Origin of the sequence: Stenotrophomonas sp. CFBP 13725 (assembly GCF_014841935.1) — a bacterium.
Lineage (GTDB): Bacteria > Pseudomonadota > Gammaproteobacteria > Xanthomonadales > Xanthomonadaceae > Stenotrophomonas.
Genome location: NZ_JACYUV010000003.1, coordinates 24,909 through 50,909, shown reverse-complemented (window position 1 = coordinate 50,909; position 26,001 = coordinate 24,909). Strand labels below are relative to the sequence as shown.

Below are 26,001 nucleotides of genomic sequence, written 5' to 3'. Positions count from 1 at the left end.
GCCTTGGAGGGGATGCCGCGCAGTCTCCTCCTGCCTGGATTCGACGTGTAGTAGGCTTTGCCGCATCAGCCCCATACGCCAGACGCATGACCAAGCCGATAACCGCCCTCAATGCCGACCGCATCGATCTGCTGCGCACCTTCGTGCGCATCGTCGATGCCGGCAGCCTTTCCGCAGCGGCCGCCCAACTCGGCACCACCCAGCCCACGATCAGCCGCCGCCTGCAGGCACTGGAGCGGCATTTCGGCCTGCGCCTGCTGCAGCGCTCCACCCATGGCATGCAGCTGACCCATGACGGCGAGCGTTGCCTGCAGCACGCGCGCCAATTGCTGGACAGCTGGGAGGGCATCGAGCAGGACCTGCGTGGCGCGGCCCAGCAGCCCAGCGGACGCCTGCGGGTGATGGTCCCGCATGCATTCGGCCAGGCCCAGTTGATGCCGCCGATGCTGGCCTTCCTGCGCCGGTACCCGCAGATCAGTTTGGAATGGCGGCTGCACGATGGTCCGTCTGATCTCGTTGCCGAAGGCATGGACTGCGCCATCCGCGTAGGCCCCCTTGAGCAGCAGGACGTGGTGGCCGTCCATGTGGCCGATGTACCGCGCATCGTGGTCTGCGCTGCATCGCAGATGCCGGACCCGCTGCCAACGCACCCCGCCGCCCTTGCCGCCCTGCCGTGGGTATCACTCACCAGTTTCTATCGCGAGAGCGTGCAGCTGCAGCGCTGCCAGGGCGCAGGCACCGGCAAGACCAGCGAACGCATCGCCATCCAGCCCCGCCTGCTGACCGACAACCTGTTCGTCCTGCACCAGGCCGTTCGCGAAGGACTGGGCGTGGGCATCGGCTCGGCCTGGCTGATGGCCGACGATCTGCGCAGCGGCCGCCTGCAGCAGTTACTGCCCGGCTGGGAAGCCGCACCGCTGCCGGTGCATCTGGTGTTTCCCGCGGGTCGCCATCGTCCGGCGCGCCTGCAGCTGTTCCTGGATGCCATCCGCGAGAGCATTCCGGGCATCGAAGGCATGCGCCTGCGGTAGCACCCGGCGGCTCACGCCTGCCGCCATGCTCTGCGGCGCACTATTTCCGCACGGCGACGTTTTACATTCACACGGTAGCGCCGAGCCATGCTCGGCGGCGCTCTCCTCACAGCCCGCTGAACATCTGCATGCGCGCCTCGGTGCGCTGCATCTCGCCACGCATCCGCAGGTTCTCGCGCACCTCTTCTAAGCATCAAGTCCGTTCACCACCGGATGCTAGCATCGGGCGCTCATCCTCAAGGACGATCACCATGGGAAGTTTCAGCGTCTGGCACGTCCTGATCCTGTTGATCCTGCTTGCGATCCCGGTCGGTATCGCGCTGCTCGTCTGGTTCATCGTGCGCATCTCGCACAAGCGCTCGCCGGTGAGTCAGTTGCCACCGCGCACGCCCACTGACGACAACCCGCCGTAACGCCGAACGAGCCCGCACAGCTGCATTGGGTAGTGACGGCCGCTGGCCGTCAGTTTCTGCATGACGCCACCCGCGACCGGCGGCAGGCTTCAAGCACCCGCCCGCCCATCGACCGGCTTGACCAGCTCGCGACTCGCCACCAGCAGTCCCTCCACCAGCTCCTGTCCAAGAATCGGCTCACTGCCGCCGTCGTACAGACTCAGGTGTTCGGCGTGGAGTATTTCGAGAATGGCCGACAGCCCATGCAGCCGGCGCTGTTCCACTGTCGGGTTCGCACGCCGGCTTGATGCGGCAAGCAGCCACGCAGCGCGCGCCGCCGGATCGCACAGACACGCCAGCACCGGGTGATCGGCAAGCAGCGCCTCAAGTTTCTCGACGGCACGCGCAGGCAGGTCGAGTACGGCGTCGCCGATCAGCGCATGCAGGCGGTGGGCGGGCGGATAGTGACGTGACATGGCAGGCTCTCGCAGCACGGAAGCGCCACCCGCGCCGAAGCGCAGGGTGGCAGGCGATGCGGGTTGACGTACCGGCCAAGTTGTCGCCGAAAAACCGGCGGATCGGGTGATCCCCGCGCACCGCCTGCCGCAGAACCGGCATGGCAGTACATTCTCCGCCGTACCCGGAGGGCCACAACAGAGGTAAGCGACAACAACTTGATTCGGAACGTCAATTCCGGCTGGAGCGAAGGCCCCAGCCCCGTCATCGTGCACAGCCGCCGCCGCTTCCCGCTATCAGGCTTCCTGCAATCTTGAGATCGATCGCCGACATCTCACTGCCCTGACCCGCCATCCCGACCTGATCCGTCGCTTCGACGGCCTTTCCCCCATAGCGACCACAGCTTCAAAATCTCGCCAAGGGCCATCAAGACCGTCAGCACTGCGGGCGAAAAACCGGTCCAACCCATGTGTTCCAGAAAAAATACCGACGGCATCACGAGCAGTATTCTGAAAGGCAGTTGGGCAATGACGACGTAACGCCCCAACCTGGACCGCTTCACCAGCAAGATGCCAGATACCAGCATCGACAGCATTAGGGTGACATCAAGAATGGATACAAGTAACGGCAGCACGCTGCCGTGGCGCTGCTGTATCGCCATGCCCGACGCGATGTCATGGGCCAGCGGGATCCATCCTTGCAGAACGCTGCTCACCGTATAGAAAAGAAGAGCAGCAAGGTCCATCACTCCCCAGAGCATCATCCATCGATTTACAGCGACACGGCCCATTCCCTTGCTCACAGTTTTTCCTTTCCACATACAGTCCATCGATGATCCAACACAAGACGGTCGGACACCGGTAGCGCCGCGCCATGCTCGACGGCAGCGCGCGCTCCGCATCAGCGCCCCGAATGCATCTCATCAAGCAGTCTGCGCAGCCACTCAAGGCGCTCATTCACCCGCTCCATTTCACCATCCCCCTGGGCCTGCTTGCGCACCATTTCCTCATAATCATCGCTGCACATCAGGCCGCCCACACATATCGCATCGTGATGGGCTGATCCTACGCCGCAGTCCATGCCACGTTCGCACGCCAAGAGAATCAGCGCCGTGTGGTCGTCCGGGTTGCTGCCAACACCAAAGCGGGGGGGAGCCTTCGGCAAAACCGGTGAGTAGATCATCGACAACTCAAGCAGTGCGCGCGGATCGTCGGAAGCCAGTGCGTCGTCGATGAGTGTGTCCGCATCGTCCGGCAATGCCGCCTGCATCTCCGGCATGCTGGCGCGGCCGCGTTGACGCAAGCGCGCCAGAAGATCGCCTTTTTCGGCAGCATCGGCAAGAAGCTGACGGTACCGCAGCGCCAGGTCCGTTCGTGTGCCAGGTGGGAGGTTCTCGCACTGCGCTTCCATGCGGGTTGCGGCAGCGCGCAGCGCGGCCTGATCGACAGGATTCAACCGCGACGCCGTGGATTCAACGTCCCTCCAGAAATCGCCCCCCCGGTTGACTCCAAAGCCACAAGTCAGGATCAGTTCGGAGAGCTCGCGCATGGCGACCGGGTCGCCGGCTTCCGCGTCGCGCCGAAGATCCAGCACACGCGACGCCGCCGTCGCTGGATTGCTGCGCGGTGTCTCCGACGCACCGCTCTGGCTCCCGGACACTCCAGTCGATCTCGTGACCGCTACGTCCCCGTCATTCGCGGGTTCGACGGAAGATGTGCCCTGCCCTGACCACCAGACGACAGCGGCAACCACACACAGCAGAAGCCCAACGAGGGTGAGCGCGCGTTTGAGCGGCCCCTTTGGCGGTTGATCCCTGCGCATGTGTCGTCCTTGATTCAATCCCTGTCCACTTTACCCGGCAGGCGCGACATGTCATCACCCGCCGCTGGCGGCAGCCCGTATTACAGTGGTTTCCACGCTCATCCTGAGGCATGCCCATGCGCGCATCCCACGGCCTGGCTGGCCTGTTCCTGTCCCCCCTGCTGTGGAGTGGCATCGCCGCTGCCGCCGATCCGGTACCACCCGATCAACAGTTGCAGCCGCTGTTTCAACAGGTCCAGGGCGCTCATCTGTTTCCCGACCAGAAGACGTTTGCTGACGCGATACCCCGCCGTGCGCCTGCCGACGTGCTGGGTGCCTGGCATCGTGAGCAGCTCCAACCGGGCTACGCACTGCAGACCTTTGTCAGCGACAACTTTGAGATGCCTGCCGAGGCCAAGGCATACACCCCGCCGGCGGGCGAGACACTGCGCGCGCACATCGACGGTCTGTGGCCGGTACTGACCCGGCAGACTGGCACGGTGGATCCGCACGGCTCGCTGCTGCCCCTGCCCAAGCCGTATGTCGTGCCCGGCGGTCGCTTCCGCGAGGTGTATTACTGGGACAGCTACTTCACGCTGCTTGGGTTGGCGAGCAGCCAGCAGTGGCAGTTGGTACGCGACATGGTGGACAACTTCGCCTACCAGATCGATACCTACGGCCACATTCCCAACGGCAACCGCAGTTACTACCTCAGCCGCTCGCAACCGCCTTTCTTCAGCCTGATGGTGGATCTGCTGGCGACACACGAAGGCGACGAGGCCTACCGACGCTACCTGCCCCAGCTGCGCGCGGAGCATGCCTTCTGGATGACCGGCGCTGAGGCCATGGCGCCCGGCACCGCGCAGATCCGCGTGGTGAAACTGGTCGACGGCAGCGTATTGAACCGCTACTACGATGCCCGCGCGGTGCCACGCACCGAATCGTGGACGGACGACTTGGCGACGGCCGCGCAGGCGCCTCAGCGTGCACCGTCACAGGTCTACCGCGATCTGCGGGCCGGCGCTGAATCCGGCTGGGATTTCAGCTCGCGCTGGCTGGATGATCCGTCGGCGCTGTCCAGCATCCGCACCACCGATATCGTGCCCGTGGATCTGAACAGTCTGCTGTACCACCTGGAAGTCACGATCGCGCGTGCCAGTGGCGCGGCCGGTGACCGTGCGGGCCGCCGCGCCTTCAAGCAGAAGGCCGACGACCGCGCCCGCGCCATCAACAGCGCCCTGTGGGACGCGGAACAGGGCTGGTATGTCGACCGTGACCTGCGCAGTGGGCAGACGCGCCCGGCCCTCACTGCGGCGGCACTGTTCCCGCTGTGGCTGAAGGTGGCAACCCGGCCGCAGGCACGCCGCACGGCCGATGCGGTCGAACAGCAGTTGGTGAAACAGGGCGGCCTGCTGACCACGACCGTCACGACCGGCCAACAGTGGGATGCGCCCAACGGGTGGGCGCCGCTGCAGTGGGTCGCCGTGGACGGGCTTCAGCACTATGGCCAGGACACGCTGGCGCGGCAGGTCGGTGTGCGCTTCCTGCATACCGTGCAATCGGTCTACGACGGCGAGCAGAAACTGGTGGAAAAATATGTCGTGGATGGGTCCGCCGGCGGTGGTGGCGGCGGCGAATACCCGCTGCAGGATGGCTTCGGCTGGAGCAACGGCGTGACGCTGGCGCTGCTGGATCGGCTGTGTGCACCGAAGAAGCGCTGTGACAGTGCAGCCGACGTGGAAGACGGCAACAGGCCTTGAAGCTGCACGGTCCCACTCCATGAAACCAGCGTGAAACGGCCCTTCGAAAACTTTCACAACCAAACGCGCAGCCTCATGGCGCACGCTGCATCGGCAGCGCACAGATACGGAGCGTCATCCCATGAATACCCGCAGCGATTACGAAGATCGCAGACCCCTCGGTGCCGATGTGGCAACGGTTGTCAGCACACCGGCGATCGTCGCCCCTACGCACGAAAGCGCCGTCTCCTGGGGCGCTATCCTGGCCGGCGCTATCGGTGCTGCCGCGCTCTCACTGATCCTGCTGATCCTTGGCGTCGGCCTCGGTCTGTCGTCGGTTTCCCCGTGGTCATTCGATGGCGTGTCGAAGGAAACGTTCGGCTGGACCAGCGTCGCGTGGCTGACCTTCACCGCCATCGCGGCATCGGCGCTCGGTGGCTATCTGGCCGGCCGTCTGCGCACCAAGTGGGCGGGCCTGCACGGTGACGAGACCTACTTCCGCGATACCGCACACGGCTTCGTGTCGTGGGCCGTTGCCACCCTGCTGACCGCTGCGCTGCTGACCTCCGCCATCGGCGGCATCCTCGGTGCCGGTGCGAAGGTCGCCGGTGCGACTGCAGGCGCTGCAGCGTCCACCGTCGGCGTTGCCGCCGCAGGTGCAGGCTCGGCCGCGATGGGCACCCAGGAAGGTGATCTGGATTACTGGGTCGACTCTCTGTTCCGCAACGCATCGAACGATCCGGCAGCGCCGCCGCCGCCGGCACCGTTGGCACCGGGTGCCATGCCGTCGCCGACCGCTGCGGCCCCTGCTGCGCCGGGTAACGTCCCGCCGCCGCCGCGTCCGATGCCGGGCAACGAGCGTGGTGCAGATCGCCGCGAAGTCCGCAGCGAAGTGAACCGCATCATCGTGTCCAGCCTGCGTTCGGAAGGCCTGAATCCGGCCGACACGCAGTATCTGGCCCAGCTGATTGCCCGCGAAACCGGCATGAGCCAGGCTGAAGCACAGGCGCGCGTCACCGACGTGCAGACCCGCATGCGTGCAGCGCTGGAAGAAGCCAAGACCACCGCCATGAAGGCGGCCGATGACGCCCGCAAGGCATCTGCCTATGCCGCACTGTGGCTGTTCATCACCCTGCTGATCGGCGCGTTCTTCGCCAGCCTCAGCGCCACGTGGGGCGGCCGTCGCCGTGACCTGTAACTTCATTTCCCACCAAGGAGAGCTTTCATGAAGACCTTGCTGCTGTGGTTCCTGGGCGTGCCGATTCCGCTCTTGATCCTGTACGCGATCTTCTTCTGAGATCGCAGACCTGCATCGCATCAGGCCACCTTCGGGTGGCCTGATGCGTTTCGGCGGTCAGCTTTCCTGGCTGAGCTGCTGCACCAGATGGCGCGTCAGCCGGCGGCGCGCGAAGAAACCCTGCAACTGCCGCGCCTTGATGGTGGTCGGGCGCAGACGGACTCCGTTCCCGGCAGTTTCCTCCACGCGGTAACCCCGTGACGCCGCGCAGAGCTCTGCCCGCGCAGCGGTAATCACCACCACCGTGATTTCCAGTGAGGCCAGCGGCATGTCCGCAGTGATATCCGGATTCTCCGCGCAGGCCCGGTTGATCATCGTGGAGAATCGCCCGATATCGATCTCCTCGCCACTGCTCAGCGGCCCCACGTTGGTCGCCCGCCGCGCATCGCCCGAATCGGGCTCGTCACCGCTGGCCCACTGCTCGTTACGCTCGGGAATGATCGCGCGGATGCGGGTGCCATCGGGCTGGGTGAGGTCGAACATGATGTCCAGAAGGAATACCGGCTCCAGACCAAGGTTGGTGACGAAACAGTGCGCATTCATGCCCCGCCCTGCCCCGGAGGTGATCAGGATCGACGGTCGCCGCTGCCGCCGGTAGCTGGACAGGAATACGTTGAGGTAGACGATCCAGATAAGGGCCGTCACGCCTGCCATCACGGCGGTGATCAGGGGTGCGTAGTGGAGCAGGGTCTGGAGCAACGTGGGATCCTCGTGCGTCTGTCAGGGCGCCCGCCGCAGGTGAAGTGAGGCGGCAGCGCGAGGGGCCCAATCTGCAGCGTGTGCCGTAAGCACTGCGAGAAGCCAACATGAAATCCCGAGCCGGACCGCTGGAAAATCGGTCCGCCGTTGGGTAACGTCGTGCATCGGAACAGGGCATGCAAGGAGCGACGCCGCGATGGCAAGAGGGTATTCAAAGCAACGGGGCGATGGCACGGTCGCCTACTATGATTCCGAAGAAGCCATGCGGGCCGACGTGCCACCGGCGCCCGGAATGTTCGAGTTTTCCGTTTTCTGGGCCGTCATCGGATTCTTCGTCTCCGTGCTCGCCGTGGCGCTGATCAACTACGCCGTGGAGCCGGGCGCGGCCTGGTCCAAACCCATCCGCTTCAGCCTGTCTCTACTGGGCGTAGCAGCAGGCACCTACGTGATCGGTCGTGCAGGTCAGTTCCTGTTACATGCTTGCTGGCTGCTGATGGGCATTCTGATCGTGCTGGGCATCCTGGGCACCGTCGTTGCCACGCTCTGGCATTTCGCCTGAGCCTCCCTTTCCAGGCCCCGGGTAGAGCCGACTTCAGTCGGCTGCCGTCCCCCTCTTCCTGCCGGACTCACTCCACAGGTGGTTGCCGCGCGGCTTCTTCTTCCCGCACTTCCCTGTACAAGGCCTCGAGTTTTGCCTCACCGGCGGCGCGTGCACGGGCATCCGCTTCGCTGTTCTGCCGTGCAGTTTCCTGGTATTCCGCCCAGCGGCCAGGCGGTAGGACCTCTAGCTGGTTGTCAGGGCGTAGCTGGAGCGACACCGGCGTCTTCATCGAGACGGCGAAGTTGTCCAACAGCCACTTCCGCCGCACGTCGGGCGATGCATGAAGCAGGTCGGCCTCGGCGTACGTCTGCATGGGCAGCAGTTGCTCGGCAAGCAGCTCATCGGTGGATACCCGCACGAGCCTGACGATCAGCCGCTCTCTATCCGAGTCGTCGTTGTAGAGCGCGACGACGTCGCCCTCTATCCAAAGCACCCACCAGTACCCCGCTATCGGATAGACATGGAACGGCCGCTCGCGCACCAGCAGCACATTGCTTTCCTCGTCATAGAGTGTCTGCCAGCCAGGCGCTGTCTCACTCGGGGAGCAGTCTGTCGAGCTTTTCTTGATCGTCTCGACCCTGGCCTTGCCCTTCCCCGCGAGCAGTCGCGTCGTCCAGCAGCGCGTCGAATCGCGATTGTGCGACGCCAGCAATATCGCATCATCGGCGAGCACGACTACATCGCTGTGCACGAACGTATCGTTGGTGGCTTGCGGGTCCTGCAGCAGCGAGGCGAACGCCTTGTCGGACAGCTTTTCGCCATCGAGGTACAGCACGTACGTCGTGTAGTGCCGGTACTCACTGATGTTGATGTCCAATCTGCTCTCGGTAACCGCGACGACCTTCAAGGTGTCGGACGAGAGCACTGATTCCTTGCTGGTCCAGGCGCAGCCGGTCGAAAGCAGCAATGCGGCGATGCCCAGGACTCGGATAACTCTGGTGGTCATAGTGTTCCGGTCTGCCAAGACGTGGTGATGAGGTCGCGGCGCGCCAAGAACCGCATGACAGCCTACATCGAAGTCAGGGACGCGAGGAGTGCCCAGCGACCACCATGGCACGTCCTGTCCATGCTCATTGGCAAAGCGCACCCGAGCCGAGGCATGCCCGCCGGGGTAACCTTCATACCCATCGCGGCAAAGCTAGCGACAGAAAGCTGCGCTGGAACGCGTGGCATCGCCGACGCTTCGACCCTGGACAGCCCCAACACCGCGCTCCACCTGTGCTTCCATCACAGCTGACTTCTCTGTGTCAGGCCTCGCGATCGTTCCTTTGACCAGCAGACTCTGCATGCCGCGGCCGGACAATTGCGGATCTACGGCTCGACCTCCATTTGCCGCCTTACCTCAAGAATGAGCTGCTGTGCAGCTGCATTGGCTTTACTTGCATCGGATCGCCTGGCCGCCTCCAAGGCATCAAGGAGCATTGCATGTCGCTTCGCTGCATCGCTCTCCCGCCTTGCCGCCAAGACAGTACTTGATGCGTAGAAGTACAGCTCGTTCGAATCACCAAGCTCACGAGCGGTTGCCTTCCACTTCTCGGCAAGTTCGTCGCTCCCCGAGAGCGCCTCATAGTGCGCGATCAATCGCCTCACGGATTCGAGATTGCCCTTCTTCGCGGCCGCCTCCACCAATGCACGCTCCTTCTCCGGAATCATGTGCGCATCGCTTGGACTCATGATCTCATTCTCGTCGGGGACGCCTCGCTCGCCTTCACAGCCAGCTAGGGCGAATGCAACAGCTATAAGCAACACCACGGGCCAACCTTTGCCGTCTATGTAGTGCCGGATGCCGTTCTGCCGGAAGAAACTCAGCTGGCCATCCTTCCGCGGGCTGCGCGCCAGCGCTTTGATCTCGTCGCGTGTCAAGCAGAGCTTGTCTGGCATCAGACTACCGCCTTGTTGGAGCGCCATATCGGACGGGGCGAGTCAGGTCGTACCGGAGCCCCGACCGGTTGCCGTAGGACGATGATTCGGTTGCTGTACTCGTCGATTCGATAGCGGATTCCGTTCCGTTCGAAGAATGCCAACTGACGCACCCTCATCGGCGTCCTGCAGAGCTCTTCGACTTCGTCGCGAGAAAGGGTCTCTCCAGCCATCTAGTGAACTCACATGAGGGAGTCTGCCAATCATGCCTGCGGCACGGTAGTCTCGGCTACAGCATCCAGGAGGACCTAAGGACACTTCTTCGCCCGCAAGCAACTTGGAAGAGGAGATCGCAGCCCTGCGTCAGCAACTGGCGACCCTGCGTATCAACCTCTCGGGCAAGGACTGGCTCACCGTGGACGAGGCCGCGCACTACTGCGGCGTGTCTCGCAGCCAGTTCGACGCCAGGGTGGCGGAATACAACCTGCAGCCGGGGCAGTTCATGGGCAAGAAGCTCTATGAAAAGTCAGTCCTATACGCCGCGATCTCCAGCGCTACCGGGTGGGGCGGGAACGTGGTCCTGCCAAGCCGGGCCTCGACAATGGGGCTCTCTCCGACAGCGTTGGCAACGTTGAACAGGATCAGGAATGCGACGAAGCGAAAGCGGTCGACTTGAGGAGAAGGGCGTGGATTCCAACCCGAAGCTGATGACGCTGGCAGAAGCCGCTAAACAGTCGGCGTGCTCGACCAAGACGCTGCGGAGGGCCATCGATGCGGGGCAGCTAGTCGCCTGCAGACTTGGCGTAAGCGCTAAGTCCGACAGGATCCACGCGGCTGACCTGGCTGACTGGTGGGAGAGGTCGAAGGTCAAGCCTGCGACAGCGATCGCTTTATCGCCTGCGCGGCTAGTCATCCCCGACCTTGATGCCGACCGGCGCCTCGCTGAGCTACTTGGGCTTGATGGGAATGGCCGGAAGAAGACGGCCTGTAAGCGTCGCTAGTTCAGGCGCGGCCTCGCGCGTAAGGGCGTCCATAAACTCCGGCCGGCTGGCAGCTAGTCGTCTCGCGGCTTCTTGGCTCTGACCTTCGGCATGGCGACTCTGTTCCGATCGCGCCATTCAAGGACCTCCCCTGCAACCCAGGTGGCCGGCCGCATTGAGACGCGCATCGGGAAGTCAGGCTTGCAGGCGATGGTCTCCAGCACCGTGCGCGCGGCCAAGCCGAGCAGCGCCCCGACCTCAGCAGCGCCTGTGGCCCGCAGTTCCCACGGGACGTCTATTCGGACTTCCGACATGGTGGTCTCCCGTTTGCTTTACGTAGGTCTGGGGGGCGCCATCGTGCTAGCCGCCTTAGCAGGGTTCGTCGCCGGCTACTGGTGTGCCAGAGCATTCCGGCGCGCAGGCCAGGACGTCTCTCCCCTCTAGAGATGGTCTGAACAAATATGCGCGAAATCCGGCCCCAGTGCCGGGCGCTGGCCGGCAAGCTTGAAGTCTGCCGGTGATCCGCGGTATGAAATATGCCTGCAACCTCTGGTGTTCAGCGGATGAATAAAGCCAGCAGTTCTTTCCTGCGCCTGTGGATGGTCGCGGGCATTCTGGCGAATCCTGCCATGGCATTGGCAAGCACCCAGCGTGCCGATGCTCCATCTTCCTCCGAGGCCAGCACGCTTCCCGAGCCTGCATCACTGCCCGTGGGGCGGCATGCGACGTGGGCATCTGATGCGCCGGCTGGCGTGGACCGTCAGGCTACGGTTCTGCCGCAAGATGATGAAGGGTTCCTGCTGGTCTATGCGCAGTACGCGGGTGGCGACATGGATTCATCCCGCCTGATGCAGATACGGTCTCCGGACGGGCGGCACGTGTCGCCTCCGATACCGTTGTCGTTCGGGTCGACGTTGGAAGACGCTCCGGTACTCGCTCGTTCGGGAGATCAAGCGTGGCTCTATTTCGCCGCTAGCGAGGGCGACTACCGCAATCTCAAGCTTTGGCGCGCCCAGGTAAACCGCGAAGGGTTTTTGCAACCGCAGCGTCTGCCTCATGTGCAGGGATTGAAGATGCTCACGCAGTCACCACGCTGGGTGCGGGCAGGTGAAGATCTGTTTCTGACATTCCGAGGCAGCGGGTCCGGCCCGCAGTGGCTGTCCCTACGCGGTGGGCACTCACCCGCGGCCGTCACCACACTTGTCGATACGGCAGTGGCCTACCCACGCGTGGTACCAATGGGAGGGGGGGGCTGCTTTTTCAGTTATCAACGTGTTCCTGAGGGCGGCTACATGACCACCCTTTATCGCGTCAGCCCCGACTGCAGGACGTGGGCTGAACCCATCGAACTCGCGCCCGCCACGCCGCCGAACAAGACCGACGTGCACGACGGGTTTGCGCTGCCACGCCCGGAAGGTGGTGTTGATGTCTATTATGTCTATCCGTCCTTCAAGGGAAGTTCGGCGCCCTTTCCGGTGGGCTTCAACCTCTACAGGCGAGCCATTGATGTGCATGGCGCACAGGGTCCGGAACAATTGTTGACCGACCCGATCAGCTACAACCCGTTCGCTCCATCCGCTCATCGGATGGCTGATGGAACGGTCCTGGTCACGTTCTCGGATATCCAGCAGAGCAGTGACCAAGGCGTGTCCAAGGCGCGTCTGACCCTTTTTCGTGTGGCGGGAGATGCGCCAGCAGCGTCGGTCCAGCGATCGGGTGGAGGTGATGATGACTGACATCAAGGATCCAGTATTGCGGGTGATCTGATCAGACCATCCCTAGTGGCGGGCCCGCTCGTCAGCTGCGGTAGCCGTACCGGCCGGCAGGATGGGCAGAGGTGCAGCAGGCCGACGCGCAGGCGCATTGATCGCACTGCCCGACTGGATGGCGTCTCGGGCCGCCCTATAGCTCTGGGCCATACCGCCAACAAACGGGACCGTGGTAACGAACTGGTTCATTTAGCCCCGGATCACCCGCTCACCGCTGCCTGACGACCGGGCAAATTCGCCCTTGGCCACCATCGGCTCCAAGATGCCGGAGAACCTCCGGACCCCGTTCCACTGCCCCGGGGTGTACAGGGCCCGGATCACGCTCTCATTGCTGTACTCAGTGGATTTGAAGCTCCGCACGATCTGGGCAGGCGAAAGAGTGCTGCCATCCGCACCCCGAGTCATCCGGGCGAAGTGAGCCGCCCTAAACCCGCCGATCACCTCCGGATCCTCGTTCGCCGCCAGCCGCAGCCGGTTGATGAAACGGACGCCGCCGGTCTTACTGACCTGTCCAGCCTCCATAGCGATGTTCACCAGCGCTTCCGTGGTCCGTGAACCATCCAGCAGGTCGGAGATTAACTTGTCGGAGTCAGCACCACCCTCAAAGCGGCGCCCGTACTCAGAGCGCGGACCGCGGGCCTTCTTCAGCATGTGCCGCGTCGTGGCATCACCCGTAGCCAGTGAGCTGTCGATGGCCTCCGCCATCCAGCCGTCCAATCCGCGCTTGCCTGCATCATCTTGCTGCGCTCCGGCAGGTGCGTCGCGCGGTTGTAAGCACGGACCAATGGATCCCTTACGGCGTGTACGAGCTGATGCTCGATGTAGTCGGGACGGTAGCCCAACACCTCGTCCAGCAAAGTGCGCGCCATGGCGCGGAAGCCGTGCCCGACGATCGTTGAGCCGTCGAACCCCAAGTTCCTGAGTGCGGCATTGAGCGTGCTCTCGCTTATTGGCTTCAGCTCGAGTCGGCGATTTGTAAGTCAGGGAGGCGAGCGCCAGCCCTCGACTCACAGCCTGACTTTTTTTGTGGATGCAAGTGGACTTCGCTGGGCGCCTGTAGACATCAATGTGGTGGGCCCACCAGGATTCGAACCTGGAACCAAAGGATTATGAGTCCTCTGCTCTAACCGTTGAGCTATAGGCCCGCTTGCGGGCGTCAGTGTAATGCAAGCCCGCCACTGGGCTCCAGACACTTGTGCGTCAAAGGCCGCGTGCCCACGCGTGCCGACCACCAAGGCCGACACGCGCAGCAGCACATCACGCGACCGCGTACGGCCCTTGCGACTCGAAGTAACGCCGCAGACGCGTGCACGCTGGCGTCAGCACCGTCTCCAGATCACGGCTGGCATCGGGCTGCCAACGCAGGTTGACCACCCCCGCCAGCTCAGCCGTACCGCCGTGGCTCTCCAGCAGCACCACCCGGTCACCGCCGAGCACACCCAGCAGCACGCCCACTTCCAGCAGCACGTCATCGCGCGATGCGGGCCATGCCGCATCACCGGCGGTGCGCGCATCCTCGGTTCCCGCAAGCACGACCGCGAAGTCCACGCCGGCGGCGGTTTCCTGCAGCCGCTGCACCGCCAGCCCACCACTGCGCGCCAGACCGTCCTGCCACAGGCGCACGGTGAAGCCTTCACTGGCCAATGTTTCCTGCAGCACCTGTGCGGCATCGGTCGACTGCGCCGAGGCAAGCACGAGCACCTTCGTGCGTTCGCGTGCGCTGCCCACGTAGTCATTGCGTTGGAACAGCCGGCGCGCGAGCTCCTGCGCGACATGACGATGGATCAGCGGAAACTGCTGCGCCAGGTCGTCCAGACGGGCCGCACTGAGACGCGCGACCACACTGGGTTCGGCCGCGACCACGGTGGCCGAGCGGATCTGCGTCGGCTGCACGGCGGCCATTTCGCCCACATGCTCGCCCGCTTTGCGGTGCGCTACGCGCTTGCCGTTGACGAAGACATCGAACGAACCGGTAACGATGAGGTAGACGTCATTGTCCACTCCACCCTGATGGATGACGGCGGCACCGACCTGTGCCTCCAACAAGGTCACACTGCTGGCCAATGCTTCAGCAAGTGCACTGTCACCCCGAACGAGTTTCTGTTCGGACAGCGCATACAGCAGGTTGCGGCGACCTTCGTCGCCGGTGAATCGAGCCAACATTGACGTCCCCCTGTGGACTGCATCCGATATGGATGTCACGCGCAGATTACCCCCAAATGTGTGACGCGGAGCACGCATTTTTGGCAAATTAATAGGCACTTGCTGAACAGGATGAACGCGCTCAGCCTCCGAATTGCCTTCCCAAGACGCCCACCCGGCGGGCGTTTTCCGCCGCCAGGTCGTGCACCGTGGATGAGCGTATCAAGTTGGATGCTGCCACGCGCTCCCAGAACTGTCCTGCCAGCGGTGCCGCCCACTGCAAGTGCACCAGATCGCGGCTGGTGGTGGGCGCGGGCGGTTGCAGCCCGGACGCTGGACGCAGGATGCCGGTACGCGGCGGCGCCAACGACATCGGCAGCATGTCGTACGCTGGCGCCAGCAACAGCGGGCCGCTATCGACCAGATGGAAACCCAGGTTTCTTTGATGCATGTCGGTGTTGCCGATGAGGCGGCCGAATGCCTGCAGGCGTCCAATGTCCGCCACGGTGTCGGTCGTCAGCCAGCCTTGGGCCTGCAGCAGGCCGGCAGCACCCGTCCACTCTTGTGATGCCTCACCCGTAAACGCCGAAGACAGCGCGGACAACGACACGAATCCGTGTCGCCCGAGCAGGTCGGGCGTGCGGTCGAAGCGCTCGACTTCCAGGAAGGTGTGCGTGTCTGTGGTCAGTAGCGAAGTGGCCGATGCAGCCACCCCCGCCGCGCGTAGCGTATCCAACGCCAGATGCTCACAGACCAGCAGATCTGCCCAGCGCTCGGCTGCATCCCCGGCCCCCTGCTGGGCAAATTTCACCAACACGGCGCGACGCATGCCGTCCTGCTCCAGCGTTGCGGTGAACTTGGGTTGCTCACCGCCCGGAGACGACCCGACTTCCTCGCCTTCCAGCGCAGCCAGTGCGCGGCGTGGGTACTCCCGGATGCGCTCACTCACCGCCATTCTGTCAGGTGGCGACTCAAGGACCTGAAGGGCCTGCTGCGCGGCCGTTCCACCGAGCAGCAGATCGCCCGACTGGGTGCCCCCCGCATTGACCAAGGCCAGCAAGGTATCGCTCAGCTGCCAGCGGTTGAGGTCGTTCGGCAGGCCAAGCGAGCGCGCCGCGCGGTGTGCGAACGTGCGCCCGAGAAAGCCCTGCGGCCGCAGTTCGTCGAGGTACCACGGCAGACCGGGAAAAAACGCAGGCACGTCGCCGTCCGGCGAGCGGGTGAGGTTGGGCCGCACCGCATTGGCTTGGAAATGGAAGGTATCGCCTGTCAGCGCGTGCAGTTCTCCCAGCGCTTCAAGCGTTGCATCGGCGCGAAGCCGATAAAGCGGCCACTGGCTGCCAGCGGGTGTCACCTGGCGTGCCGCGTACGCCGTACTCCGGGTCTGGCCGATACGGACAACCTGGTCACCGGCCTTGGCGACCAAGCGGCTCAGCGCCATCCGGTTCACACCCAAGCGCTCAGCCAAGGCGCCGGCTGCGATGGGATCACCGGGTGGTAGCTGGGCCAAGAGGGTCTGAATGGTCGGGGGTGTAGGCTTGGGCATGCGCGCAGTGTTACATGATTTGTTACGTAATATTTTTGCTTGGTGGGGACAGCCTATTGCGGCGCATGGCATTTTCGGAATTTGGTTACGAATAATGTTACGTAATTGTGGCTATGGGCGCTGCCACTGCCACTGCCACGGGGCGCGGCACTGGCACTGGCACTGGCACGGGCACGGGACGGGCACGGGGCGGTAGAGCCGACTTTAGTCGGCTGCCCCGGAGGGCGGTGCGGACTGAAGTCCGCACTACCAGAGTTGGCTGCCCCGGAGGGCGGTGCGGACTGAAGTCCGCACTACCAGAGTTGGCTGCCCCGGAGGGCGGTGCGGACTGAAGTCCGCACTACCAGAATTGGCTGCCCCGGAGGGCGGTGCGGACTGAAGTCCGCACTACCAAGCGCAGGTGCACCAAGCGGAGGGGCATCAAGCGCAGACGTACCAGACGCAGCCGGCAGATCCATATTCCGCGCAAAGAAAAACCCCGCCGAGGCGGGGTTTTTCAGATCCTCGAGGAACCGACCGGAATCAGTCGATATCGAGGAAGCTGCGCAGCTGCTCGGACCGGCTCGGATGACGCAGCTTGCGCAGCGCCTTCGCTTCGATCTGGCGGATGCGCTCGCGGGTGACGTCGAACTGCTTGCCGACTTCTTCCAGCGTGTGATCGGTGTTCATGTCGATGCCGAAGCGCATGCGCAGCACCTTGGCTTCCCTCGGGGTGAGGCCAGCCAGCACGTCACGCACGGTTTCCGACAAGTTGATGTTGGTGGTGTTCTCGATCGGGGACTCCACGTTGGTGTCCTCGATGAAGTCGCCCAGATGCGAATCCTCGTCGTCGCCGATCGGGGTTTCCATCGAGATCGGCTCCTTGGCGATTTTCATCACCTTGCGGATCTTGTCTTCCGGCATGTCCATTTCCTTCGCCAGCTCCTCCGGCGTTGCCTCGCGGCCGTACTGCTGGAGCATCTGACGGGAAATGCGGTTCAACTTGTTGATCGTTTCGATCATGTGCACCGGGATACGGATGGTGCGTGCCTGGTCGGCGATCGAACGCGTGATGGCCTGGCGGATCCACCAGGTCGCATACGTGGAGAACTTGTAACCGCGACGGTATTCGAACTTGTCCACGGCCTTCATCAGGCCGATGTTGCCTTCCTGGATCAGATCGAGGAACTGCAGACCGCGGTTGGTGTACTTCTTGGCGATGGAGATGACCAGGCGCAGGTTGGCCTCGACCATTTCCTTCTTCGCCTTGCGGGCCCGGGCTTCGCCGTAGGCCATCGCGCGGCTGATTTCCTTCAGGTCATCCAGGCTCAGCAGCGTGCTCTTCTCGATATCGATCGTAGCCTGCTGCTCGGAGATGATCTGGTCCTTGACGTCACGCAAGGCCGAGGACCACTTCTGCTTGCGCTTCAGTGCGTCTTCCACCCACTCCAGGTTGGTCTGGTTGCCTTCCCACGAGCGGATGAAATCCTTGCGCGGCATGCGGGCAGTGACCGTAGCCAGATTCAGCACGCGACGCTCATGCGACTTGATGCCGGCCATCGTGTCGCGCAGCTGGCGGGTCAGCACGTCGGTCAGCGGCAGCGGCAGCTTCAGGGTGACGAACACCGCCGACATCTCCTCGCGGAGCTTCAGCAGGTGCTTGCCTTCGCCCTTGGCGGCGGCTTTCTTGAAGGCGTTGAAGGCATCAGCCAGCGCCTGCATGCGCGCGGCGACTTCTTCCGGGTCCGGACCGGTCGGGCCGGCTTCTTCCTCGGCGTCGTCGGCGTCGTCTTCTTCGTCCTCATCGGCGTCGTCATCGTCGTCGCTGGTGTCTTCCACCACCGCCGGCGCCGGGACTTCGTCGGACAGGTCGTTGAACCCGACAATCACTTCGGCCAGGCGCTTCTTGCCTTCCTTGTGGGCCTCGTAATCGGACAGCAGCGATTCGACCGACACCGGGAACAGACCGAGTGCGGCCTGTACCTGGCCGAGGCCTTCTTCGATGCGCTTGGCGATGGCGATTTCGCCTTCGCGGGTCAGCAGTTCAACCGTACCCATTTCGCGCATGTACATGCGCACCGGGTCGGTGGTGCGGCCACCTTCGGTGTCGAGTGCGGTCAGTGCGGCAGCGGCTTCTTCAGCGGCGGTGTCATCCACCTCGCGATTGCCGGTGTTGCCGTCATTGAGCAGCAGGGTTTCCGCATCAGGGGCCACTTCATGGACATCAATGCCCATGCCGTTGATCATGCCGATGATGTCTTCGATCTGCTCCGGATCGACCATGTCGTCGGGCAGGTGATCGTTGACTTCGGCATAGGTCAGGTAGCCCTGTTCCAGGCCCTTGCTGATCAGTTGCTTGATTTCGGATTGGGCAGGACGTTCGTTGGCCATGGATGCTCGCGCCACCGGCTGGAGTAGGAAAAGGGAACGTAGCATTATACCAGCCCCTCGCCCGGCCTGCCCGGGCGGTGGTCCCGGGGGGTCAGGGCCTGAGCAGGAAGGTCACGGGACCGTCGTTGACCAGGCTGACGACCATATGGGCACCAAAGCGCCCCGTTTCCACCCCTGTTGCATGCTTTTCACGACAGATCTCGACAAATCGATTGAACCCGCGTTCAGCCTCGGCCGGTGGGGCGGCGCTGGTGAAGCTCGGCCGCATGCCTGATCGCGTGTCGGCAGCGAGGGTGAACTGGCTGACCAGCAACAGGCCGCCGCCGGTGTCGCGCAGCGAGCGGTTCATTTTTCCGTCGTCATCGGCGAACACACGGTAACCCAGCAGCCGATCGGCCATCCGCTGCAACTGCGCGTCGGTATCGCCCGGCTCCATGCCCACCAAGGCCAGCAAACCGGCACCGATCTGCCCGATGGGCTGGCCATCGACGTGCACGGCTGCCTGGCTGACGCGCTGGATAAGGACAAGCATGGGGACCTCGATCAGGGGAGCAACGGGCCACCTTAGCAGCGGCCACGCTAGACTTGCCGGGATGAACCCGCACCGCAAAGCCCGGCTGGCCTACCGTGCCGCCACCCTGCTCACCCGCCTGCCCTGGCCCGTGTTGCGCGCCCTCGCCAACGGCCTGGCGTGGCTGTGGATGACCTTCAATGCCCGCGAAAGCCGGGTTACCCGGCGCAACCTGGAGCTCGCCTATCCCGCGCTGGACAGCGCCGAGAGCGCGCGCCTGCAACGTGACGTGCTGCGCTCCACTGCCCTGCAGGCGCTGGAGACGCTGCGCCTGTGGACCCGCCCGGCGGCCCACAACCTGCGCGACCATCTGCGCGAGCGCCATGGCGAGGCGTTGTACGACGCCGCGCTGGCCTCGGGAAAAGGGGTGATCGTGGCGGCCCCGCATTTCGGCAACTGGGAGCTGTTGAACCAGTGGCTGGCGTCCCGCGGCCAGATCGCGATCGTCTACAAGCCGCCGGAAGATGCCGCCGGCGACGCGTTCCTTCAACTGGTGCGTGGCGGTGACAACGTGCAGCAGGTGCGCGCCGAAGGCACCGCAGTGCGCCAGTTGCTGAAAGTGCTCAAGGACGGCGGTGCGACCGGCATCCTGCCCGACCAGCAGCCCAAGGCCGGCGACGGGGTGTTCGTGCCGTTCTTCGGCATGCAGGCGCTGACCATGACCCTGGTCAACCGGCTGGCCGCGCGCACCGGTGCGACCGTGCTGTACGGCTGGTGCGAGCGCACCGGGCCGGGCATGCAGTTCGCCCTGCACATCGAAGCGTCCGCGCCCGCCCTGGCCGACCCGGATCCACTGGTCGCCGGCACCGCATTGAACGCCGGCATCGAGCGCATCGCGCGCCGTGACCCGGCGCAGTACCAGTGGACCTACAAGCGTTTCACCCTGCGTCCGGATGGCAGCGGCGAGGCCGACCCGTACGCCACCGCGACCCATCCGCATTGATTCCGTCGCACTCAACCCCATGTGATTGACCACGATGTCTCCCCTGCCCGGTCCTGCCATGCCTGTTGCTGCCTCCTCCCTGTTCGGTGATCCGGCGGCCATCCGCTGCGAGCGCGCGGTGGCCGAACTGCGTTCCGGGCGGCCGGTCGTGATCACCGATGACACCGGCCAGCGCATGGCCGTGATTGCGCTGGACAGTGCAACCGCGCGTAGTTTCGAGACCTTCGCCGTTCTGGCCGACGACCGCCATTACCTGTTCCTGACTGAAACCCGTGCCCGCGTGCTGGGGGTGGAGGGCATCGAAGCTGCCCAGGGCGTCCGCATTCCGTTGGCGGGCATCCCCTTCGATGCCCTGCCGCAGCTGGGCTACCTGCGTGAGCCCGGCCCATTGCCGCCGCAGTGGAACCCCGGCGATGCACTCGATGCCGGCGCCGTGGAGCTGGCCCGCCTGGGCCTGTTGCTGCCTGCGATGGTCGGCCTGCCCTTGGCCAGCGACGATGCACGTTTCGACGGCGCCGCGCAGGTCGCCCTGTGCGACCTGGCCGAAGGCGCCGCCCATGCCGCCCACGATTACGAGCTGGTGGCACGCTCGCCGGTACCGCTGCGCGAGGTGGGGATGACCACCTTCGCGGTGTTCCGCGGCGGGGTGGCCCAGCGCGATCAGGTGGCGATCATCGTGGGCGAGCCCGACCTTGCAGCGGTGGTCCCGGTGCGGGTGCACTCTTCGTGCCTGACCGGCGATCTGTTCGGTTCGTTGAAGTGTGATTGCGGCGACCAGCTGCGCCGTGGTCTGCGCAAGTTGAAAGAGCTCGGTGGCGGGGTGCTGTTGTACCTGGACCAGGAAGGCCGCGGCACCGGCATCGCCGCGAAGATGCGCGCGTATGGCTACCAGCACGATGGGCTGGACACCATCGACGCCGATGCACAGTTGGGCTTCGGCGCGGACGAGCGCCGCTACGGCAGCGCGGTGGCGATGCTGAAAGGGCTGGGCATCGCCCGCATCGCCCTGCTGAGCAACAACCCGACCAAGGTCCAGCGCCTGCGCAACGCGGGAATGGATGTGGTCGACTGCATCCCGGTGACCGGCGACATCACCGTGGAGAACGAACAGTACCTGCGCACCAAGGCCGAACGTGCCGGCCACCTGCTGGACGTGGACGCACTGATCCAGGCCGCACAGTAACCAGCGGACCACCGGTAGCGCCGAGCCACGCTCGGCGAGCGCAGCGGGCTCCCCCGACAACCGACGCGCCCTCCGTCCATCCGTAGCGCCGAGCCACGCTCGGCGAGCGCAGCGGGCCCTTCGCGGATCGACCCCACCGGGCAAGCTTCTGCGCTACACAAGCCACCTGCTACCTTCTGCACATGCCTGACACCCCCATGACCTCATCGCCCTCCCCTGACGCCACGCCGGACGGCTGGCAGCTGTTGCCGGTGCGCGCCGCGCGGCTCGCAGCACTGGGCGGCCTGCCTGCGGGCGCCCTTTTCCCCGGACTGCCTTTCGCTGCTGCGTGGTGGCTGCTGGACCTGCCTGGCGGCGTGCCCGCCGCTGCAGCGTGGCTGCTGGTCGGCGCGCTGATCGGCGCGCGCATCAGCTGGCGCCGCGTGCGGCGCACCTGGTGGCGGCTGGATGACAGCGGGCTGGGCCTGCGCCGCGATCTGTGGTGGCAGCGCGACACCCGCGTGCCGACATCACGCGTGCAGCACCTCGACGTGCGCCGCGGCCCCCTGCAGCGACGCGCGCGGCTGGCGACCCTGGTGGTGCATACCGCAGGCAGCCGCTTCAGCGCGGTGGTGCTGGATGGATTGGACGAGGATGACGCCGAGCGGCTGCGCGATACGCTTGCCCGCCAGCTCGACCAGGACGCCGACGCCCTGTGAGCAGCGTGCCACCGCCGATTCCCACCACCGATACCGAGCGCCGCCTGCATCCGTGGTCCTGGTTGTTCGTCCTGATCATGCAGCTCCGGCAGTACCTGCTGCCGCTGGCGGCACTGCTGGTGTTCGGCCAGCGCGGTGACCGCGATCCGTTATGGGCGCAACTGATCCCGCTGATTGTCATCGCCTGCCTGGTGCTGGCGTCGGTGCTGCAGTACCTGAGCTACCGCTACCGCATCGGCGAGGACGGCATCACGATCCGCAGCGGCGTGTTCGCGCGCAACCGGCGCGAAATTCCGTTCGCGCGCATCCACAACGTGGTCGTGCACCAGAACCCGTTGCACCGGCTGTTCGGCGTGGCCGAGCTGCGGCTGGAGTCCGCCGGCGGCAATCGTCCGGAAGCGGAAATGCGGGTGCTGCGGATGGACGAGGCCTTGGCGCTGGAACAGCGCGTGCGCCATCGCGGCCCGGTGATGGCGAACCCCGCACCGGACGGCGATCCGGGCACGCCCCCGCCGTTGCCGGAAACCGACACGCGCCACGTGCTGCTGCGCATGAGCAGCATCGAAGTCATCAAGCTGGGCATGCTGTCCAACCGTGGCTGGGTGATGGTGGCCGCCGCGCTCGGCGCGCTGGTGCAGGTGGTACCGCGCGACCGCATGGATACGTTCGTGGAGTACGGCGGGCGCGAGGCCTTCGGCTACGCCAACGGTCTGCAGCCCGGCATCACCGGCATGCTGGTCATTGCGGCGGCGCTGCTCCTCGCCGGCTGGGTAGCACTGCGCGTGCTCTCGGTACTGTTGGCGCTGCTGCGCTATTACGGCTTCGAGTTGAGCGAACAACAACGACGGCTGACGGTGAGTACCGGCCTGCTGAGCAAGGTGCGCAGCAGCGTGGCGCTTCGCCGCATACAAGCCTGGACGCTGAGCGAGACCACGCTGCAGCGTTGGGCCGGGCGGCGCCAGCTCAGCGTCGATAGCGCAGCCAGCCAGGGCAACGATGAGCAACAGCAGCGCGGGCTGCGCGAGCTGGCTCCGTTGGCCGCACCGGCTGACTGCGACGCTTTGGTGCAGCACCTGCTGCCCACCGTGCAGTGGCCACCAGCGCTCTGGCATCCGGTGGCGCTGCGCGGCAGCTGGCGGCTGTGCGTGACCAGCCTGTGGCTGGCCCCGCTGCTGGCGGCGGGCCTGACATGGCGCTGGGGCGGGATGGGCCTGCTGGTGTTGGCCTGGTTGCCGGTTGCGCTGTGGACAGCGCGCTTGCAGATGGCGCGCATCGGCTGGCATCTGGATGATCGCTACGTCGCGCTGCGCGGCGGCTGGTGGCGGCGCTGGTGGCGCTGGGCGGAACTGGACAAGTTGCAGGCGCTGCGGTTGTCACGCTCGCCGTTGGATCGCCTGCTGGGGACCAGCAGCGTGTGGCTGGATACCGCGGGTGCGCGCGGTGATGTGGCGCTGTGCCTGCGCTACCTGCCGCAGGCGCAGGCCGCCGAAGTATTGGAGCAGTTGGGCCGCGCGCTGGCGCGGAGGCAGTTGCGTTGGTAAGGGAACGGGTAACGCGCCGGCCGCTGCGCTCGCCGACCATGGGTCGGCGCTACCGGGATGATCGCCGTAGCGCCGAGCCGTGCTCGGCGGACTGCAGGGATCGCGCGGGGTGCGGAGCAGCCGACTGAAGTCGGCTCTACCCTGCCTTGGGCGTCAGCCTTTCGGGCCCCAATAGCCCAGGTCCTTGCGGATCTGCAGATTGCGCAGCCAGCTGCCCAGCGGCTTGCGTGCCAGCGTCCCCAACGCGCCGGACACGAACGCGTCGGTGGCTGCGATCACCCGCTCGCTGGATCGTCCGTCCCGCCACGGGTGGATCGCATCGGCATACCGCGTGATCTCGGCCTGCAACGCGGCCGTGGGGTGCAGGGCCTGCTCCAGCATGGCCGGCAACTGCGCCGGCTCATCGAAGTCGATCATGTGCGGCTGCGGCACGCGGTTGCGGAAGGTCACCACCGGCTTGTGCTGGACGATGAACTCCGAAACGATCGACGAGGTATCAGACACCAGCACGTCGGCTGCACGCTGCGCCGCCATTACCTGCTCCGGCTCGACGAAGCAGGCATTCGCTCCGGCCAGCGCGCGGTACTGCGCGAACAGCTCCGGGGCGCACTTGGGATGCAGGGTCAGCAGCCAGTAGCGCTGGCCCGCCGCGATGTCGGCGGCGATCTGCGGGTACAGATGCGGGGCTGCGCTCAGGCGCTCGGTGAAGGTGGAGCCGAACAGCACCACCGGTCGCCCGGCCGCCGGAGCGCGCAGTGCGGCACTGGCTCCAGCGTCATCGCGGAACAGGGGGTCCAGCTTCGGCCAGCCGGTTTCCACCACGGCGAAATGACCCTGCTCCGCGGCCATCGCCTGGAATGGCGCGGTGGTCGCCGGGCCCTGTGTGCAGTACAGATCGAACATGCCGCGCACCCGGAAGTGTCCCCGTGCACTGTCCCGCTTCTGCACGTTGAAGCCATGGAACAGCTGCACCTTGGCACCGGACAGGAAGGTCGGCACCCAGTTGGCGGCACTGAACACGGCCTGCGGGCGCATCGCCAAGGCCTCGCGCAGGCCGACGCTGGCCACCCCGGGCAGCCGGCTGCCGGCGGCGCCATCTTCGAACCAGGCGGCAACCTCATGCCCGGATGCGTGCAAGGCCTCGGCCAACGGGGCGAGAATAGGCAGCGCGTAACGCTCCGTCGCAAACAACAGGTACCCGGCCATATGTCCTCCACGACCGCCCACAACGAACGGCCTCGCATTTCGGCCTGCATTATCGCGTTCAACGAGGCAGGACGCATCGGCGACTGCCTGGCCTCGCTGGCATTCTGCGATGAGGTGGTGGTGGTCGACTCCCAGTCCACCGACAACACGGTGGCCCTTGCCGAGGCGGCCGGGGCCCGCGTGCTGCAGCGCCCGTTCCAGGGTTTCCGTAGCCAGAAGGCCTTCGCCGTAGAGCAGGCACGCCATGACTGGGTGCTGTGCCTGGATGCCGACGAGCGGGTCAGCGATGCCTTGCGCGCGGCCATCGAGCAGGCCCGCGACGGCGGGTTCGCGGAGCACCACGGTTACCGCTTCGCCCGCCTGTCGGAGTACTTCGGCCGCTTCCTGCGGCATGGCAATGCCTACCCCGACCGCGTGTTGCGACTGTTCGACCGTCGCCATGGCGGCTGGCGCGGCAAGCGCGAGATCCACGAAGCCGCCAGCGTGGACGGCCGCGTCGGCACCCTGTGTGGCGACCTCATCCACTACCCCTATCGCTCCCTGCAGCAGCAACTGGCGAAAACAGAAAAGTACGCGCGGATGATGGCCGAGCATGAGTTCGCGCGCGGCAAACGGGCCACCCTGTCCAAGCTGGTGCTCGCACCCGCTTGGCGTTTCTGGCGTGGTTTTGTGTTCCGAGGGGGCTTCCGCGATGGCTGGCACGGGCTGGTATACGCCTACGTGCGCGCCAACTACGTGCGGCAGAAGACCATCATGCTGTGGATGCTGCAGCACGGCCAGCCGGTGGCCGACCCGCCGACACCGTAACCGGTGCGGCGGAGTCGCAGAGACAACGGCAGCCGCGACGACACGTTGCACCAGTTGCGCGACCACGTGCCTCATGCGCGGGCGTTCGCCGCGGTCGGCGGGTTCGATCCTGCGTTCTTCCTGTACTACGAAGACGATGACCTGTGCTTGCGCATGCAGGAAGCGGGGTGGCGCTGCCTGCTGCAACCGGCCGCACGTGCCTTGCATCCTGGTGGCGCCTGGTCCGCGCCCAGCGTGCGCACGACCCTCATCAAGCAGTTCCACTACGCCCGCTCACGACAGATCGCCCTGCAGCGTTATGTCAGTGGTTCGGCTGGGGCTTGGCCGGACTATGCGCTGCCTTCCACCTCGACGGTATCGCAAACCGGAT

25 protein-coding genes, 1 tRNA gene and 1 pseudogene are annotated in these 26,001 nt (G+C 65.1%); 12 read left to right on the top strand and 15 right to left on the bottom strand.

Annotated elements, in window-relative coordinates:
- The first annotated feature begins 86 nt into the window (after positions 1 to 86).
- Both IFT65_RS06115 and IFT65_RS06110 read left to right on the top strand, forming a co-directional pair.
- On the top strand, positions 87 to 1,031 hold the full coding sequence (locus tag IFT65_RS06115) for a LysR family transcriptional regulator (RefSeq protein ID WP_192080783.1): 945 nt from the start codon (positions 87 to 89) through the stop codon (positions 1,029 to 1,031).
- 251 nt (positions 1,032 to 1,282) lie between these two features.
- Complete coding sequence (locus IFT65_RS06110; protein WP_192080782.1) at positions 1,283 to 1,444, top strand: hypothetical protein; 162 nt, start codon at positions 1,283 to 1,285, stop codon at positions 1,442 to 1,444.
- An 89-nt stretch (positions 1,445 to 1,533) separates the two neighbouring features.
- On the opposite strand, the gene IFT65_RS06105 is transcribed toward IFT65_RS06110, so the two are convergent.
- The 3 genes from IFT65_RS06105 to IFT65_RS06095 all read right to left on the bottom strand — a co-directional run bounded on the left by IFT65_RS06105 (position 1,534) and on the right by IFT65_RS06095 (position 3,538).
- Positions 1,534 to 1,899: a hypothetical protein gene (locus tag IFT65_RS06105; protein WP_192080781.1), complete on the bottom strand. Its 366-nt coding sequence runs from the start codon at positions 1,897 to 1,899 to the stop codon at positions 1,534 to 1,536.
- 314 nt (positions 1,900 to 2,213) lie between these two features.
- A complete protein-coding gene (locus tag IFT65_RS06100) occupies positions 2,214 to 2,681 on the bottom strand; it encodes a hypothetical protein (RefSeq protein ID WP_192080780.1) in 468 nt (155 codons plus the stop codon).
- Positions 2,682 to 2,779: 98 nt separating this feature from the next.
- Entirely contained in the window at positions 2,780 to 3,538 is a 759-nt protein-coding gene (locus IFT65_RS06095) for a hypothetical protein (protein WP_192080779.1), read from the bottom strand.
- 278 nt (positions 3,539 to 3,816) lie between these two features.
- Between IFT65_RS06095 and treA the strand changes: the two genes are divergently transcribed.
- Together treA and IFT65_RS06085 are read left to right on the top strand one after the other, a co-directional pair.
- The gene (gene treA, locus IFT65_RS06090) at positions 3,817 to 5,439 is read left to right on the top strand and encodes an alpha,alpha-trehalase TreA (protein WP_192080778.1); all 1,623 of its coding nucleotides are present in this window, start codon (positions 3,817 to 3,819) and stop codon (positions 5,437 to 5,439) included.
- 121 nt (positions 5,440 to 5,560) lie between these two features.
- On the top strand, positions 5,561 to 6,616 hold the full coding sequence (locus IFT65_RS06085) for a hypothetical protein (protein WP_192080777.1): 1,056 nt from the start codon (positions 5,561 to 5,563) through the stop codon (positions 6,614 to 6,616).
- Between the two features lie 156 nt (positions 6,617 to 6,772).
- On the opposite strand, the gene IFT65_RS06080 is transcribed toward IFT65_RS06085, so the two are convergent.
- The gene (locus tag IFT65_RS06080; protein ID WP_188325101.1) at positions 6,773 to 7,414 is read right to left on the bottom strand and encodes a hypothetical protein; all 642 of its coding nucleotides are present in this window, start codon (positions 7,412 to 7,414) and stop codon (positions 6,773 to 6,775) included.
- 262 nt (positions 7,415 to 7,676) lie between these two features.
- On the opposite strand from IFT65_RS06080, the gene IFT65_RS06075 reads away from it, so the two are divergent.
- Entirely contained in the window at positions 7,677 to 7,973 is a 297-nt protein-coding gene (locus IFT65_RS06075; RefSeq protein ID WP_192080776.1) for a hypothetical protein, read from the top strand.
- 67 nt (positions 7,974 to 8,040) lie between these two features.
- Here IFT65_RS06075 and IFT65_RS06070 read toward each other — a convergent pair whose 3' ends face one another.
- The 3 genes from IFT65_RS06070 to IFT65_RS06060 form a co-directional block, all read right to left on the bottom strand.
- Entirely contained in the window at positions 8,041 to 8,961 is a 921-nt protein-coding gene (locus tag IFT65_RS06070; protein ID WP_192080775.1) for a hypothetical protein, read from the bottom strand.
- 365 nt (positions 8,962 to 9,326) lie between these two features.
- Positions 9,327 to 9,896 (bottom strand): DUF4224 domain-containing protein, encoded by a 570-nt coding sequence (locus tag IFT65_RS06065; protein ID WP_249405071.1) that lies wholly within the window; start codon positions 9,894 to 9,896, stop codon positions 9,327 to 9,329.
- Positions 9,896 to 10,108 carry a DUF4224 domain-containing protein gene (locus tag IFT65_RS06060; RefSeq protein ID WP_192080773.1) on the bottom strand — a complete coding sequence of 71 codons (213 nt, stop codon included), beginning with the start codon at positions 10,106 to 10,108 and terminating at the stop codon, positions 9,896 to 9,898. Before IFT65_RS06060 ends, IFT65_RS06065 begins: the two co-directional genes overlap by 1 nt.
- 104 nt (positions 10,109 to 10,212) lie before the next feature.
- Between IFT65_RS06060 and IFT65_RS06055 the strand changes: the two genes are divergently transcribed.
- Together IFT65_RS06055 and IFT65_RS06050 are read left to right on the top strand one after the other, a co-directional pair.
- On the top strand, positions 10,213 to 10,551 hold the full coding sequence (locus tag IFT65_RS06055; protein WP_192080772.1) for a hypothetical protein: 339 nt from the start codon (positions 10,213 to 10,215) through the stop codon (positions 10,549 to 10,551).
- A gap of 867 nt (positions 10,552 to 11,418) precedes the next feature.
- A complete protein-coding gene (locus tag IFT65_RS06050) occupies positions 11,419 to 12,591 on the top strand; it encodes a hypothetical protein (RefSeq protein ID WP_192080771.1) in 1,173 nt (390 codons plus the stop codon).
- 222 nt (positions 12,592 to 12,813) lie between these two features.
- On the opposite strand, the gene IFT65_RS06045 is transcribed toward IFT65_RS06050, so the two are convergent.
- The 7 genes and pseudogenes from IFT65_RS06045 to dtd all read right to left on the bottom strand — a co-directional run bounded on the left by IFT65_RS06045 (position 12,814) and on the right by dtd (position 19,214).
- Positions 12,814 to 13,329, bottom strand: a complete 516-nt coding sequence (locus tag IFT65_RS06045; RefSeq protein ID WP_192080770.1) for a hypothetical protein — start codon at positions 13,327 to 13,329, stop codon at positions 12,814 to 12,816.
- Positions 13,269 to 13,580 (bottom strand): annotated as a pseudogene (locus tag IFT65_RS18675) (hypothetical protein); the annotation flags it as partial. The gene IFT65_RS06045 and the pseudogene IFT65_RS18675, both read right to left, overlap by 61 nt.
- A gap of 113 nt (positions 13,581 to 13,693) precedes the next feature.
- Positions 13,694 to 13,769 (bottom strand) — tRNA-Ile (locus IFT65_RS06040).
- A 112-nt stretch (positions 13,770 to 13,881) separates the two neighbouring features.
- Entirely contained in the window at positions 13,882 to 14,787 is a 906-nt protein-coding gene (locus IFT65_RS06035; protein WP_192080769.1) for a TIR domain-containing protein, read from the bottom strand.
- A 121-nt stretch (positions 14,788 to 14,908) separates the two neighbouring features.
- The gene (gene yjjJ / locus IFT65_RS06030; RefSeq protein WP_249405070.1) at positions 14,909 to 16,276 is read right to left on the bottom strand and encodes a type II toxin-antitoxin system HipA family toxin YjjJ; all 1,368 of its coding nucleotides are present in this window, start codon (positions 16,274 to 16,276) and stop codon (positions 14,909 to 14,911) included.
- 558 nt (positions 16,277 to 16,834) lie between these two features.
- Positions 16,835 to 18,682 carry an RNA polymerase sigma factor RpoD gene (rpoD, locus tag IFT65_RS06025; RefSeq protein WP_188325119.1) on the bottom strand — a complete coding sequence of 616 codons (1,848 nt, stop codon included), beginning with the start codon at positions 18,680 to 18,682 and terminating at the stop codon, positions 16,835 to 16,837.
- 91 nt (positions 18,683 to 18,773) lie between these two features.
- The gene (gene dtd, locus IFT65_RS06020) at positions 18,774 to 19,214 is read right to left on the bottom strand and encodes a D-aminoacyl-tRNA deacylase (protein WP_192080767.1); all 441 of its coding nucleotides are present in this window, start codon (positions 19,212 to 19,214) and stop codon (positions 18,774 to 18,776) included.
- A 61-nt stretch (positions 19,215 to 19,275) separates the two neighbouring features.
- Here dtd and IFT65_RS06015 point away from each other — a divergent pair, with 61 nt between their 5' ends.
- The 4 genes from IFT65_RS06015 (at position 19,276) to IFT65_RS06000 (ending at position 23,618) form a co-directional block, all read left to right on the top strand.
- Positions 19,276 to 20,196 carry a lauroyl acyltransferase gene (locus IFT65_RS06015; protein ID WP_192080766.1) on the top strand — a complete coding sequence of 307 codons (921 nt, stop codon included), beginning with the start codon at positions 19,276 to 19,278 and terminating at the stop codon, positions 20,194 to 20,196.
- A 34-nt stretch (positions 20,197 to 20,230) separates the two neighbouring features.
- Positions 20,231 to 21,379: a GTP cyclohydrolase II RibA gene (gene ribA, locus IFT65_RS06010; protein WP_192080765.1), complete on the top strand. Its 1,149-nt coding sequence runs from the start codon at positions 20,231 to 20,233 to the stop codon at positions 21,377 to 21,379.
- A gap of 182 nt (positions 21,380 to 21,561) precedes the next feature.
- A complete protein-coding gene (locus IFT65_RS06005) occupies positions 21,562 to 22,077 on the top strand; it encodes a PH domain-containing protein (protein ID WP_192080764.1) in 516 nt (171 codons plus the stop codon).
- Entirely contained in the window at positions 22,074 to 23,618 is a 1,545-nt protein-coding gene (locus IFT65_RS06000) for a PH domain-containing protein (protein WP_342365867.1), read from the top strand. Before IFT65_RS06005 ends, IFT65_RS06000 begins: the two co-directional genes overlap by 4 nt.
- A 153-nt stretch (positions 23,619 to 23,771) precedes the next feature.
- On the opposite strand, the gene IFT65_RS05995 is transcribed toward IFT65_RS06000, so the two are convergent.
- Entirely contained in the window at positions 23,772 to 24,824 is a 1,053-nt protein-coding gene (locus IFT65_RS05995) for a CDP-glycerol glycerophosphotransferase family protein (RefSeq protein WP_192080763.1), read from the bottom strand.
- Between IFT65_RS05995 and IFT65_RS05990 the strand changes: the two genes are divergently transcribed.
- Entirely contained in the window at positions 24,825 to 25,631 is an 807-nt protein-coding gene (locus tag IFT65_RS05990) for a glycosyltransferase family 2 protein (protein WP_192080762.1), read from the top strand. It abuts the gene before it with no gap.
- The last annotated feature ends 370 nt before the right edge of the window (positions 25,632 to 26,001 follow it).

Coding starts and splice junctions, on each gene's coding strand:
- ribA (WP_192080765.1), top strand. CDS start 20,231: ATGTCTCCCCTGCCCGGTCCTGCCATGCCTGTTGCTGCCTCCTCCCTG.
- IFT65_RS05995 (WP_192080763.1), bottom strand. CDS start 24,824: ATGGCCGGGTACCTGTTGTTTGCGACGGAGCGTTACGCGCTGCCTATT.
- IFT65_RS06105 (WP_192080781.1), bottom strand. CDS start 1,899: ATGTCACGTCACTATCCGCCCGCCCACCGCCTGCATGCGCTGATCGGC.
- IFT65_RS06045 (WP_192080770.1), bottom strand. CDS start 13,329: ATGGCGGAGGCCATCGACAGCTCACTGGCTACGGGTGATGCCACGACG.
- IFT65_RS06015 (WP_192080766.1), top strand. CDS start 19,276: ATGAACCCGCACCGCAAAGCCCGGCTGGCCTACCGTGCCGCCACCCTG.
- treA (WP_192080778.1), top strand. CDS start 3,817: ATGCGCGCATCCCACGGCCTGGCTGGCCTGTTCCTGTCCCCCCTGCTG.
- IFT65_RS06075 (WP_192080776.1), top strand. CDS start 7,677: ATGCGGGCCGACGTGCCACCGGCGCCCGGAATGTTCGAGTTTTCCGTT.
- IFT65_RS05990 (WP_192080762.1), top strand. CDS start 24,825: ATGTCCTCCACGACCGCCCACAACGAACGGCCTCGCATTTCGGCCTGC.
- dtd (WP_192080767.1), bottom strand. CDS start 19,214: ATGCTTGTCCTTATCCAGCGCGTCAGCCAGGCAGCCGTGCACGTCGAT.
- IFT65_RS06070 (WP_192080775.1), bottom strand. CDS start 8,961: ATGACCACCAGAGTTATCCGAGTCCTGGGCATCGCCGCATTGCTGCTT.
- IFT65_RS06035 (WP_192080769.1), bottom strand. CDS start 14,787: ATGTTGGCTCGATTCACCGGCGACGAAGGTCGCCGCAACCTGCTGTAT.
- IFT65_RS06050 (WP_192080771.1), top strand. CDS start 11,419: ATGAATAAAGCCAGCAGTTCTTTCCTGCGCCTGTGGATGGTCGCGGGC.
- IFT65_RS06005 (WP_192080764.1), top strand. CDS start 21,562: ATGCCTGACACCCCCATGACCTCATCGCCCTCCCCTGACGCCACGCCG.
- IFT65_RS06085 (WP_192080777.1), top strand. CDS start 5,561: ATGAATACCCGCAGCGATTACGAAGATCGCAGACCCCTCGGTGCCGAT.
- IFT65_RS06060 (WP_192080773.1), bottom strand. CDS start 10,108: ATGGCTGGAGAGACCCTTTCTCGCGACGAAGTCGAAGAGCTCTGCAGG.
- IFT65_RS06065 (WP_249405071.1), bottom strand. CDS start 9,896: ATGCCAGACAAGCTCTGCTTGACACGCGACGAGATCAAAGCGCTGGCG.
- IFT65_RS06115 (WP_192080783.1), top strand. CDS start 87: ATGACCAAGCCGATAACCGCCCTCAATGCCGACCGCATCGATCTGCTG.
- rpoD (WP_188325119.1), bottom strand. CDS start 18,682: ATGGCCAACGAACGTCCTGCCCAATCCGAAATCAAGCAACTGATCAGC.
- IFT65_RS06110 (WP_192080782.1), top strand. CDS start 1,283: ATGGGAAGTTTCAGCGTCTGGCACGTCCTGATCCTGTTGATCCTGCTT.